Annotated in this window: 13 protein-coding genes; 8 read left to right on the top strand and 5 right to left on the bottom strand. The window is 43.7% G+C overall.

Annotated elements, in window-relative coordinates:
• The first annotated feature begins 13 nt into the window (after positions 1-13).
• Positions 14-982 carry an oxygen-dependent tRNA uridine(34) hydroxylase TrhO gene (trhO, locus tag AAFH98_RS03285; RefSeq protein WP_342521246.1) on the top strand — a complete coding sequence of 323 codons (969 nt, stop codon included), beginning with the start codon at positions 14-16 and terminating at the stop codon, positions 980-982.
• A 297-nt stretch (positions 983-1,279) separates the two neighbouring features.
• Here the strand turns inward: trhO and AAFH98_RS03280 are convergent, their stop codons facing one another.
• Positions 1,280-2,083, bottom strand: a complete 804-nt coding sequence (locus AAFH98_RS03280) for an alpha/beta fold hydrolase (protein WP_342521245.1) — start codon at positions 2,081-2,083, stop codon at positions 1,280-1,282.
• A 114-nt stretch (positions 2,084-2,197) separates the two neighbouring features.
• On the opposite strand from AAFH98_RS03280, the gene AAFH98_RS03275 reads away from it, so the two are divergent.
• The 4 genes from AAFH98_RS03275 to AAFH98_RS03260 are packed head-to-tail and all read left to right on the top strand — an operon-like array spanning position 2,198 to position 5,095.
• Positions 2,198-2,743: a ComEA family DNA-binding protein gene (locus AAFH98_RS03275; protein WP_342521244.1), complete on the top strand. Its 546-nt coding sequence runs from the start codon at positions 2,198-2,200 to the stop codon at positions 2,741-2,743.
• A gap of 15 nt (positions 2,744-2,758) precedes the next feature.
• The gene (gene porX, locus AAFH98_RS03270; RefSeq protein WP_342521243.1) at positions 2,759-4,312 is read left to right on the top strand and encodes a T9SS response regulator signal transducer PorX; all 1,554 of its coding nucleotides are present in this window, start codon (positions 2,759-2,761) and stop codon (positions 4,310-4,312) included.
• A 53-nt stretch (positions 4,313-4,365) separates the two neighbouring features.
• Complete coding sequence (tsaE, locus tag AAFH98_RS03265; protein WP_342521242.1) at positions 4,366-4,794, top strand: tRNA (adenosine(37)-N6)-threonylcarbamoyltransferase complex ATPase subunit type 1 TsaE; 429 nt, start codon at positions 4,366-4,368, stop codon at positions 4,792-4,794.
• Positions 4,795-4,813: 19 nt separating this feature from the next.
• Complete coding sequence (locus AAFH98_RS03260; protein WP_342521241.1) at positions 4,814-5,095, top strand: hypothetical protein; 282 nt, start codon at positions 4,814-4,816, stop codon at positions 5,093-5,095.
• A 40-nt stretch (positions 5,096-5,135) separates the two neighbouring features.
• Here the strand turns inward: AAFH98_RS03260 and AAFH98_RS03255 are convergent, their stop codons facing one another.
• Positions 5,136-6,587 (bottom strand): sodium:solute symporter family protein, encoded by a 1,452-nt coding sequence (locus AAFH98_RS03255; protein WP_342521240.1) that lies wholly within the window; start codon positions 6,585-6,587, stop codon positions 5,136-5,138.
• Between the two features lie 53 nt (positions 6,588-6,640).
• Entirely contained in the window at positions 6,641-7,267 is a 627-nt protein-coding gene (locus AAFH98_RS03250) for a thiamine diphosphokinase (protein ID WP_342521239.1), read from the bottom strand.
• Between the two features lie 147 nt (positions 7,268-7,414).
• On the opposite strand from AAFH98_RS03250, the gene AAFH98_RS03245 reads away from it, so the two are divergent.
• The gene (locus AAFH98_RS03245) at positions 7,415-8,398 is read left to right on the top strand and encodes a DHH family phosphoesterase (RefSeq protein WP_342521238.1); all 984 of its coding nucleotides are present in this window, start codon (positions 7,415-7,417) and stop codon (positions 8,396-8,398) included.
• 15 nt (positions 8,399-8,413) lie between these two features.
• Complete coding sequence (locus AAFH98_RS03240; protein WP_342521237.1) at positions 8,414-9,682, top strand: S1C family serine protease; 1,269 nt, start codon at positions 8,414-8,416, stop codon at positions 9,680-9,682.
• Positions 9,683-9,730: 48 nt separating this feature from the next.
• Here AAFH98_RS03240 and AAFH98_RS03235 read toward each other — a convergent pair whose 3' ends face one another.
• On the bottom strand, positions 9,731-10,492 hold the full coding sequence (locus AAFH98_RS03235; RefSeq protein ID WP_342521236.1) for an enoyl-CoA hydratase/isomerase family protein: 762 nt from the start codon (positions 10,490-10,492) through the stop codon (positions 9,731-9,733).
• 46 nt (positions 10,493-10,538) lie between these two features.
• Here AAFH98_RS03235 and AAFH98_RS03230 point away from each other — a divergent pair, with 46 nt between their 5' ends.
• Positions 10,539-11,201, top strand: coding sequence for a phosphoadenylyl-sulfate reductase (locus tag AAFH98_RS03230; protein ID WP_342521235.1), 663 nt, complete (start codon positions 10,539-10,541; stop codon positions 11,199-11,201).
• Here AAFH98_RS03230 and cutA read toward each other — a convergent pair.
• Positions 11,198-11,557 (bottom strand): divalent-cation tolerance protein CutA, encoded by a 360-nt coding sequence (gene cutA, locus AAFH98_RS03225; protein ID WP_342521234.1) that lies wholly within the window; start codon positions 11,555-11,557, stop codon positions 11,198-11,200. The genes AAFH98_RS03230 and cutA overlap by 4 nt on opposite strands.
• Between the last annotated feature and the right edge of the window lie 43 nt (positions 11,558-11,600).

Below are 11,600 nucleotides of genomic sequence, written 5' to 3'. Positions count from 1 at the left end.
TGAAATTTATATCATGTACGAAGTAATACTGTATTACAAATTTACTACGATTGAAGATCCCGAAACGTTTTGTGAAGAGCATAAACAGTTTTGTAAGGATTTGGGCATCAAAGGTCGCATTTATGTAAATGAGGAAGGTATAAATGGAACAGTTGGTGGTACGCCGGATCAGATTGCGACGTACAAAGAAACGCTGACAAGCATCCCGGGCTTTGACGGTATCGATTTCAAGACCGACACCAGTGAGTATGTTCCTTTCCCGAAGCTTAAGTGTAAGGTCCGTCCAGAGTTAGTATCTATCCACAAAGAGGAAGTTGACCCCGAAGATGGTGGGAAATACTTGGAGCCGCATGAGTGGAAGGAGGTGCTCGAGAATGAAGATGATTATGTTCTTATCGATGTGCGCAATGATTATGAATCTAAAATCGGGCACTTTGAAGGTGCGCTAACGCCACAAGTTGAAAATTTTTATGAGTTTCCCGATTGGCTGGAACAAGTTGAGGACGAGATCAGCAAAGACAAAAAAGTGCTGATGTACTGCACCGGGGGTATTCGCTGCGAAAAATTTTCGGTATTGATGAAAGAAAAAGGCTGGGATGATGTAAACCAGCTACACGGCGGGATTTTACGATATGGCAAAGAAGAAGGCGGCAAGCATTATAAAGGAAAATGTTTTGTGTTTGATGATCGCCTGGTTGTGCCGGTCAATGAAGATAACCTGGAGCCCATCGCACACTGCGAGATTACCGGCAAGCCGGCCGATACCTATATCAATTGTGCCAATATGGAGTGCAATAAACTGTTTGTGTGCTCCGAAGAAGGAGCTCGTAAGATGGGAGGCTGTTGTAGTGAAGAGTGCCGACAAAGTGAATACAAACGGCCGTTCGATCCTGAGAATGCGTTCCGCCCCTTTCGAAAATGGTACAACTATTTCGACGAGGATTTTAAAGAGCGTCAGCTTGAAGAGGAAAAAGCCGGATAACATAATTTGGCTGACATCATAAGCTTATCTATTTGCTGGCATATACTCTTCGTGGTTTTATCTCATAGTTCTTGTTTGCCTGACATACCAATGTCTGCCCCCCAGACATAGTAATGTCATACCCTAAGACATGGTAATGTCAGGCACCAGGACATACTAATGTCTGATACAATGACATTGTAATGTCGGTTACCATGTGCCTATAAGCTTGGTGAGTTAGTTGTGTTTGTGATTGGGAAGATGCCTCATTAAAAGGAAGGGTACGGAAGGATTCCGTTTGGACTATACCAATATGACTTATTCTTCCCCCTTAAAAAAAGCCTTTGCAATACGCACAAAGTGCGAGGGACGATCCAGAAAGGCGTAATGCCCGGCGTTATCGATGACGACTAATGCTGCATTCTTGATTCCTTCTTCCATCCGTTTAGCCTGATAAAGCGGCGCGGCTTCATCATTTTCTCCCCACAGTAAAAGTACCTCATGTGGTATTTTGGGGAGACAGGGTTCCAAGTATTCGCTGACCGTTTTCACAAAGGTTTCGCGCATGATGCCATCCAGCTTGCTGTAGTCGCTGGATCCCAATGATTTCCATATCGATGTTTGTCGTAGCCAGCCCAGTGCCTTTTCGCGGAGATTGTTCGGCAATACCAGAAAGGGGGCTTTAAGTAGCTTGGCCGTATACTTTTTCACATAGTACGAGAAGCTTCGCTTGGGTTTCATCCCCGCTCCGCCGGTGATAAGTACTTTGTCAATAAGTTGTTCTGCCTGGGGACGTGCACAAAGCTTTAGCGCCATGCGTCCCCCGAAAGAGTGAACCAAAAGATCAACGGAATCGAATTCATGCTCCGTGATAAATTCTTGAATTAAATCGGCGTAATCATCGATCGACCACGGCTGGTTGGGCACCGAAGAGTTCCCAAATCCCGGTAGATCGAACACGTAGCAGTCACGAATCTCGGCAAGTTCCTTGGCAAGCGGCATCATCACCTGCTTATTACTTCCCCACCCATGAAGGATGATCAGGGGTTGGCGATCCTTAACGCCTACGCGATTATAAGAAATGGAGAGATTGTCGTAGTGATATATTTTTGTTGATTCCATAATCAGAAGCCAAACATCGAATTATTTTCGCCCTCAAACAAGAGTGATTTTGTAAGTTTTGTCTGGTGTATCGGTCTTACCAGTAGGGATTAATAATTTTAAGAGAGGATACCTATGAAGAGAACATTATTTTTCTGGCTGGAAAAGTTGAAAATTGCACCGGGCGAACGCAAGACGATAACAGCCCTGCTGATATTATTGGTTGCTTTGGGAGTGTTGAACCTTGCTTTGTCGTCGTCGGTTCCTTTTGATGGGGATGAGTATCGCGAACTTGAAGAACAGTTTGCCGAGCGAACAGCGTTGATCAATGCAGAAGAGGAAAAATTGTTGGAGCAGTATTATCCATCCGACAAGTCCGTGGTTAAACGAACTGTAGTTGATACGGTTGAAAAGGATTCTACCTCTAATGAGAGGAATGGAAGTCAGGAAGAACGTACCGCTAAAGCCTCTTCTGGGGATAAAATAAACGTGAATACAGCAAATGAACAGGCATTGAAGACGCTGCCTGGTATTGGCCCGACCTATGCCAAACGTATTGTTACCTATCGCCAGGAGCACGGGAGATTTGAGTCGTTTTCGGAGCTCAAAAAAATTAAGGGAATTGCGCAAAAACGATTGGATAAATTGATGCCATTTATCAAACTTAAGGATTCAAATTAATGCAACAGAATCCTGATGGCTACACGTATTTTATGGGCGGATGACGAGATCGATCAGCTGAAGCCTCACATTATCTTTTTGGAAAATAAAGACTTTGAAGTCACCCCCGTCACGAACGGCAAAGATGCGATTACACTCATCAAGGAACAACCGTTTGATATTGTGTTTTTGGATGAGCAGATGCCGGGAATGGATGGATTGGCTACACTCAATAGGATCAAAACGATAAATGCGAATTTGCCTGTCGTGATGATTACTAAGAGTGAGGAAGAGTCGATCATGGAGGATGCAATTGGCGGCAAGATTTCTGACTATTTGATTAAGCCGGTTAATCCCAACCAAATTGTATTGACGATAAAGCGAATTTTGGAGCGTCGCCGCATTCGCAATGAGAAGTTTGCGCAATCATATCTGCGCGACTTTAATGAGATATCGGGAAGGATCCATGAAGAAACGGATTGGGAGGAGTGGATTAACATTTATAAGCAGCTTACGCAGTGGGATATCGATTTGGAGTCGGGTGATGAGTCGCTGCGGCAAGTGTTAGCTGATCAGTATCGTGAAGCCAATAAGATGTTCAGTCGTTTTGTAGGACGAAATTACCGGTCGTGGCTTAATCAATCTACCCCGGAACGGCCGGCCCTATCGACTGATATTGTCCGTGAGTATGTGTTACCGCATGTTAAAAACGGGCAAAAAACCCTGTTTTTAGTCATTGATTGTATGCGGTATGATCAGTGGCTGATGTTTCAAGATCTGTTGAATGAGGATTATGCGATTGATACCGATTTTTACTATTCCATTTTACCAACGGCCACACCCTATTCTCGAAATGCTATTTTTTCGGGATTGTTTCCGCTCGAAATCGAAGATATTTATCCCCGGCTGTGGAGCCAGGGCGAAGATGAGAGCTCGTTAAATCAGTTTGAGGAGGAACTGCTGGTTAAACAGTTGAAGCGCAAGGGCATCGATAAAAAGGTGAAGTATGAAAAGGTACTTAAAACCGAAGAGGGGCAAAACTTAACAGATAATATCCACAATTATCTACAGGTACCACTTAGCACGTTTGTGTACAATTTTGTGGATACCCTGGTGCACTCGCGATCTGATTCTGATGTGCTCAAAGAGATTGCCCCCGATGTGCCGGCCTTTCGGTCGCTGACAAAAACATGGTTTCAGCACTCTACCCTATTCGAAATTTTTAAGCTACTGGCTGATGAGGAGGTGGTCATCGTGGTAACCAGCGATCATGGCGCCGTTCGTGCACTTCGCGATACGAAGGTCTATGGAGATCGAGAAACTTCTACCAGTTTGCGATATAAGTATGGGCGCAATTTATCAGCCAATGAAGATGCTGCAATGATTATTGAAAATCCGGCAGATTACAAGTTGCCGACGCCGGGGCATTCTAATAATTATATTATTGCGAAAGAAGATTACTACTTTGTGTATCCTACCAACTATCACCGCTATCAAAATCGCTATCGCGATACGTTTTTGCATGGTGGGACAAGCATGGAAGAGATGATTTTGCCTATTTCTACGCTCCGCCCAAAGTCTACATTATGACAGCGGGAAAGTTAGCAAGCTTATTATTTTACTCTCTTAGATGAGAACTGATTATGGAGAAAGAGTTTACGACTACATCACCAGACGAAACAATTGTCAAAGGACGCGCTTTTATAGATGCGTTATCTATTGGCGATGTTGTTTGTTTGGAGGGAGAGTTGGGAGCTGGTAAAACCCATTTTGTTAAGGGGATGGCCGAAGGGTTTGGGATTGACGGGAATGAGGTTAGTTCTCCAACCTTTACCTTGATCAACGAATATTACGGGGATAAGACGTTATATCATTTCGACTGCTACCGTATGGAATCGCCCCGGGAAGCACTGGAAATTGGGGCCGAAGAATATTTTTATGGCGAAGGAGTTACTGTTATCGAATGGCCGGAGCGAATTCTCGAACTTATTCCACCTCATGCCATTTGGATTTCTATTGAAGCACCTGACAAGAATACCCGAAAATTTGTCATTAGAAAAAGGGATTTCTAATCCCGTATATTAAGCCTTCATGGCAACAAAGAAACGACTATCATATCGACTCGATCGGCTGCCGGTTATTTATCCGTATAACCGCAGGGCGAATAATAATATCCAGCTCGGGGACTTGGTTTACTATGGTCCGTGCCCGGAATATTACGGGATTGGCGAAGTAGTACGTGCGTTTGAGGGATACTGTATCGTGGATTTCCGGCGAACGGGCGAACTCAATATCGAGAAAGATGCTATGGCTATGAAGTATTTGATTCCTATCCACAAGTTAAACTTAGGGCACATTCTAAAGAGTACGTAAAGATATTTTCGCCCAATACCTTTTTCTGATTGGAGAAGGTTTACTTGGGATCTCCTACTATTTCATCTTTGGCAAAATCAGTTTCCTCAAACAGATCCCCATTATCTTTTCTTCCCAGTAGCCAAAGTATAATACTTGCTGTGAGTCCCGGATAAAATGGTTCGATTCCCCAGAACGTATAGTTGTATGTACCGTCGCTGGTGATGGTACCCAGGATGAGCCATGCCAGTGATACCCCAATACTGCCCACCATTGTAGGAAGTACCCACGGTTTTTTTAATGTGAAAAATCGTAGATAGACTCCAAGCACGGGGATCAGTAAACCGGGAATCATCACCGACCCAATAACATACCACAGATCTATGACGCTGGGGAATATGATGATAAGTAAAATGCCTAAGAGGGCTGCTGCCAACGTGCTTATTCGCGTTAGCGTATTGTTGTTTGTATTGGGAAAAATCTTAACAAGCAGGTCGCGTCCCAGGGTTTGTCCCGATAAGAACAGGTAGCTGTCTAATGTAGACATAATGGTAGCCAGCAGTGCTACGAAAAAGAGTCCTTTGAGACCAATGGGTAATATTTCATTGGCCAGATATGGATAAACCATAATCGGTTCTGCCAGCGTATCCCCAAGAATAGCAAAGCCATACATGCCGCTAAAAACAGTCAAAAAGTCGAATGCTGACCACAGGAGAATGGAAATAAAAATCCCGTTTTTAGCTGTTTTGGGAGATTTTGCTGCTGCGGCGCGCTGGTGAAAGCTGGGATCTACAAAAGTCCACAGGGCGATAAAAAACCAAACGAGGATGTACTGTATGCTTTCACCGCCGGTAATGTTTTTGAAGTCAGCAGGGACAGTCTCCCACAGTTCTCCCAATCCGCCAAATTCCATTCCGGCAAAGGTGATCAGAAAAATAAACCCGATAAACATGAGAGCAATTTGGAGCATATCGGTGTGGACAACGGCATTAAATCCCCCGAAAATAACATAGGCTACCGAAAATAGTGCTACCGCGCTGGCATACCAGAGAAAATGGCCAGTCCCTCCTGTTAAATATTGAAATATTAGCCCGAGCATGAGAATGTAAGGGGCCGGACTTACTAAGATGAAAATAGGGATGGCAGAAAAACGCCCTGCTGTATCGCCATAAAAATTGCCAACTGCTTCAGGGAGTGAAAGTGCTTTGTTCATGCGGATTTTACCAGCCAGTAGCCATGCAAAAAGGGCTGAGAATACGTAGAAGGGAAACCCAAGGATCAGCCAGGTTGATATCCCGTTTTGGTAACTGAATTCTCCAATCCCCAAAATGCCGCCATACCAAGTGGATACTAAGGTAGCTACAAATGCAGCAAGGCTCATTTTGCGGCCCGATAATAAAAAGGATTCTTCATCGGTTTCCTCCCATTCGCGCTGCCAGGTAAGGTAAACTAATAGCCCGAAGTAACTTAGTATGAGGCTCCAGTCGAATAGGGTGAATTGTAGTTCAGACAATGTGGTATTGTTATGTTAAGATGAATGGAAGATATCTTGAAATGAATGAGGGGTCAATCCGAAAAGTGTTTCGTATAGAGAAGCAGATCTCCTTTTTTATGAGTGATTTCAATCGGTGAATCAACGACTTCATTTGAGGAGCCATCACGCACGCCATTTTCTAAAGTCTCATTATCGAGGGGATATTTAAGTCCGTTGGTAGTGATACCCGAAACCCTGCCCGAGAGTGGGAACAGAGAAACCTGTGTGCCAACTGTTATGGGAGATGTAAAAGAATTGGACAATAGTTGTGTTTTTCCGAAATCATCAATTAAAAGTATTTGCTCAAAATAAGTGTCGTATTTCTTAAGTACGGATAGATTTTTAAGCGTTTGGTCCAGTCGGTGTCCGGTAGCTCCAAGAATATTGATATGTGTACCGTGTTCTTTTTGAGCATGGGAAAGAGCCTTCTCTAAATCATTACTTTGCTGGCTGGGACGAAATATAATCTCAAAGGGAGCATCCCCATTGCCTTTAAAACTATCTAAATCGCCGATAACAACATCGGGAAATGTATCCCATGCAAGGGCGATATTGGCCCCTCCATCAGCGGCAATAAAGTAATCTGCGTTCGCTCGATATTCGTGGAATAGTTCTTGTGATGGAGGCTTGCCATTGCAAAGAATAAGTACCGTTTTCATCAAAAATGCGTTTAAAGGCTTTCAGGTGTACTTTTTGTTTAATGATACGATATAATGGAGAAAGAATTTAGTTCCAAAAAAATATTGCTTTCTTCCACGCTATATACCATTTTATTAAGCTTATTTTTCGCGCTATAAAAGGCCATTATGTTTGAAGAACTCATTCAAAAACTGCAAGAGTTTGACACTGTGGGTGTTTATTCGCACATCCGCCCGGATGGGGATTGTATCGGTGCCCAGGTGGCAGCTTGTTTGTGGTTAGAAAAAAATGGTGTAAATGCCATTGGCTTTAATGATGACGATGTGCCGTTGAATTTACAATGGCTCAGCGATTTTTATCCCATTCACAAGCCGGAGGAGAAATTACTGAAAAAGTGTGATGCTTTTTTGGTGCTTGATGGAAATTCCCCCAAAAGGTTTGGTAGCTATTCTGATTATGTGCAGGATGATCCCAAACCCTCCTTTATGATTGACCATCATCCTGACCCTTACGACGGTTTTGATATGTCGATATCGGTAGAGGAAGCATCTTCGACCTGTGAGCTTGTCTTTCATCTCTTTTTGCAAAACGATATTTCTCAGGTTGATGAAAACGTGGCAAAAGCTCTATATACCGGTATTTTAACAGATACAGGATCGCTGCAGTATGACAGCGTTACCCCCGAAACAATGAATATTGCAGCAGAGTTACTTCGATTGGGTGAGTTTCGTCCCAATGAGGTGGCCGAAAAAGTGTTTTCAACCAAAAGTCTTAACCAGCTGCATCTACTTAGCAAGGCGATGAGTACGATAGAGTTATTTGAGGACAATCAAATTGCTATCATGTACGTTACGAAAGAGATGCTGGAAGAGACCAATACTACGAATGACGATTGTGAAGGATTCGTCGCCTATCCGCTGAGTGTAGCTGGAATTAAAGCTGCAATATTATTTAAGGCGCTGGGTGATGGTGTCAAGATGAGTCTAAGATCTAAAAGCAATGATGTGGACGTAAATAAGTGGGCCCGAAAAGTAGGTGGCGGCGGACATAAAAAGGCTTCTGGTGCTTGGCATCCCGGGCCGTTAGAGGAAGCAATCGAAGATTTGGTAGAGATTGGAGCTGAACAGCTGGTTAGTGTAGATAAGTCGTAATAAATTTTTTACTTGATGGTTAAGCAGTCCGTTTCTCTATTAGCGGTTGTCCTTTCTTTTGGATTGCTATCGGCAGGTTGTACCGATAGCAACAGAGAATCACAGTTGGCAAAGACTGGTGGATTTTCTGAAGCTACGGGCGCAAATATTTCATCCGTTATTGAAGATACAACCCAAAAAAGTAATACAGAGTCCTTTTCTGCTGATGGCATCCAAACCGATAATTCAGATATTAATACAGGGCAAAATGCCAACCAACAAATTACGACAAGCAGGCGAACCGCGATAACCGAGGCAGTTCAAAGAGTAAGTCCGGCTGTGGTAAGTATTACGGTTACGGAGATGGTACAAGGCGGTCGCCGCCTGGAGTTTAGTGAGTATTACAATCGCTTTATCCCGGTACCCATTGAGCGTGAGGTGAGCAGTATGGGATCGGGGTTTATCATCAATGAAGATGGGTTGGTAGTAACAAACCAGCATGTTGCAAATCGGCATGCCAAGCGGGTTGTAGTATCATTGCCGGATGGTTCGCAGTATGAGGCGGAGGTATTGGGTGAAGATGAGCTTGCGGATTTGGCACTGTTAAAAATTAAGGCTGATCATCCCTTTCCAGCGGTAGAGTTCGGTGATTCGGATAGCGTACTGGTTGGGGAATGGTCGTTGGCAGTGGGGAATCCTTTTGGGTTATTTGAGTCGGCGAAGCCATCAGTGACGGTAGGCGTGGTGAGCGCGAAGAATCGTGATTTTCGTCCCAATCCTAATGAGCCCCGTGTATATATGGATATGATTCAAACTGATGCTGCGATCAACAGGGGGAATTCGGGCGGGCCACTGGTTGACAGTGAGGGTAAAGTAATAGGAGTAAATACTTTTATTTATACTGGAGGCACCAGCGGGGGGAATGTGGGGCTTGGTTTTGCCATTCCCAGCAACAGAGTACAAAAAATTATTCGTCAACTATCTACTACAGGAGAGGTAACCCTATCTTATGATCCTGGTTTTAACACTGTTGAAATGACGCGCCAGCTGGTCTTGAAGTATAATTTGCCCGCATTGCGGGGATTGTTGGTCAATAGTGTAAATAAAGATGGGCCGGCTTTTGAGGCAGGCATTGTACCGGGCGATATTATCTTACGAATTGGAGAAGAGCGTATCCAGAGTAAGATGCATGCCCAAGCCCTGTTTCGTGAGTATGAAGAGGGTGATTCGATGCGGGTGGAATTGTTCAGAAAAGGAGACCGCTACGAAACTAAGATGTACCTCCGAAAAAAGGTCAAAAAGTAACAGGAGTTTGCTTTTAGCCTGATGGTTAACCACCAGGCTATGTGGATATTATTCTTTTTTGCGATTTAGAAACCGTTCCACTCGCTCTTCGTGGAGTTCGCTTTCCCAGAACTTGGCAAAGGAATCAAGTTCGGCATTTATCGCTTTCCATCGTGCTTGTGTCAATTTCATTGCCCCACTCTTGAGATTTTTAATGAAAGCCCGATCATTTTTAATAAGAGTTTCTGCCTTGGATCGAACGCCATCCCGAAAGTCATTGCTTTCAATAACATGGTTGATAAGTTTGTGGTTCAAAGCTGATTCAGCATCAATAACTTTAGCTTCGGCCAGCCAAAGTAGTGCTGTAGACCGACCGACTTTTTCGACAAGGCGTGTTAAGCCACCCCATCCTGGTGGCAGGTAAAATTTGCCCTGGGTAAAACCGAAAGTAGCATTTGGGGTTGCCATCCTAAAATCAAAGGCGAGCATTATTTCACATCCACCACCGTAAGCCGCACCGTTAATAGCAGCAATCGTCCAGCAGGGCAGTTTTTCGATGCGTTCCAGTATAGTGAGCATTCGCCGAGCCATTGGTTTGGCTTCTTCAGCCGTTTTAATAGTATGAAATTCTTTGAGATCGCCTCCCGAAATAAATGTTTTATTCCCAGATCCCGATAAAACAAAGCAGCGGATATTGGAATTTTGTTCCAACTCGTCAAGTAGGTTTTCTAATGCATCCATCACTGCAAAATTGATGGCATTATGGGATTTGGGTCTGTCAATTACGGCGCGACAAATATGATTTTGGCGTTCGACTTTTACAACACTCACTGTTAGATTATGACTTGTTTAAATTGAAGCTTAATCACGAATCTATATGTATCTGGTCAATAAAGAAAAGATAAATCGGTCGCTTTCGGCAAAAATTGTTGATGCTCGTGTAGCTCAGGTGTTTAACACGTTCCGGGATGTGCTGGTAACATCCTCTTTTGGAACTACCTCCGCTGTGTTATTGCATCTGGTTAGCAGAATTAAGCCCGGTTGTCCCATCTATTTTATTGATACGGGATATCATTTTGAAGAGACGATTGATTATAAGAATCGGCTGACGCGTTTGTTGGATTTAAATGTGATTGATTTGCGCCCCGACCCCAACCAGCATACGAAAACATTTAAAAATGAGTTGTGGGATCACAATCCTGATAAGTGTTGCGAAATTAATAAGGTGGAACCCCTTGATCGTGTCAAAAATGACTACAAGGTGTGGATGTCGGGGCTGATTGGATTCCAGAATCGGCATCGTAATAGTTTGCCTATTATGGATGACGATGATGAGTTGATTAAGTTTTATCCGCTGATCGACTGGAATTCATCATTGGTTGAAGAATACATTGAGAGTCATGGCTTGCCCGAACATCCGCTGAAGGAAAAAGGATATCAGTCAGTGGGTTGTACGCATTGTACGGCACCGGGACAGGGACGAGAAGGCCGATGGAGTAATCTTTCCAAAACAGAGTGTGGCCTGCACAACAACGGCTAAATGTCCTCTACTTCGTAGTCAATCTCTTGTTTTTGGGAATTCTTGATAATCCATCGCTGATATTCTTCATTCCCTTCCTGTTCGGTCAGTTGCAGTGATATAATACAGGGACAATCGTAGCTGTGTAGTGTTTTAACGCGTTCCGTAAGTTCTTTAACGTTGTGGTAGGGAGTTTTCGCGATGAGGATGGTTTCAGTGTCTTCTACAATTTCACCTTCCCAGCGGTAAATGGATTCCATGCCTTCGACGATATTAACGCACGCAGCTAATTGTTCTTTTACCAGCGTTTTGCCGATGGATTTAGCTTCTTGTTTGTTTTTTGTGGTAATGTATACCAACCGTAAGTTATAAAACATGGGTAAGGGGAGTCAGTATTAGGGTTTCGATGCAACGCCAAAA

This window comes from Fodinibius sp. Rm-B-1B1-1 (genome assembly GCF_038594945.1).
Lineage (GTDB): Bacteria > Bacteroidota > Rhodothermia > Balneolales > Balneolaceae > Fodinibius > Fodinibius alkaliphilus.
Note: the sequence above shows the minus strand (reverse complement) of the source record. Positions and strands in the feature narration are given on the sequence as shown.

Coding starts and splice junctions, on each gene's coding strand:
- AAFH98_RS03275 (WP_342521244.1), top strand. CDS start 2,198: ATGAAGAGAACATTATTTTTCTGGCTGGAAAAGTTGAAAATTGCACCG.
- AAFH98_RS03245 (WP_342521238.1), top strand. CDS start 7,415: ATGTTTGAAGAACTCATTCAAAAACTGCAAGAGTTTGACACTGTGGGT.
- AAFH98_RS03260 (WP_342521241.1), top strand. CDS start 4,814: ATGGCAACAAAGAAACGACTATCATATCGACTCGATCGGCTGCCGGTT.
- tsaE (WP_342521242.1), top strand. CDS start 4,366: ATGGAGAAAGAGTTTACGACTACATCACCAGACGAAACAATTGTCAAA.
- AAFH98_RS03280 (WP_342521245.1), bottom strand. CDS start 2,083: ATGGAATCAACAAAAATATATCACTACGACAATCTCTCCATTTCTTAT.
- cutA (WP_342521234.1), bottom strand. CDS start 11,557: ATGTTTTATAACTTACGGTTGGTATACATTACCACAAAAAACAAACAA.
- AAFH98_RS03230 (WP_342521235.1), top strand. CDS start 10,539: ATGTATCTGGTCAATAAAGAAAAGATAAATCGGTCGCTTTCGGCAAAA.
- trhO (WP_342521246.1), top strand. CDS start 14: ATGTACGAAGTAATACTGTATTACAAATTTACTACGATTGAAGATCCC.
- AAFH98_RS03240 (WP_342521237.1), top strand. CDS start 8,414: ATGGTTAAGCAGTCCGTTTCTCTATTAGCGGTTGTCCTTTCTTTTGGA.
- AAFH98_RS03250 (WP_342521239.1), bottom strand. CDS start 7,267: ATGAAAACGGTACTTATTCTTTGCAATGGCAAGCCTCCATCACAAGAA.
- porX (WP_342521243.1), top strand. CDS start 2,759: ATGGCTACACGTATTTTATGGGCGGATGACGAGATCGATCAGCTGAAG.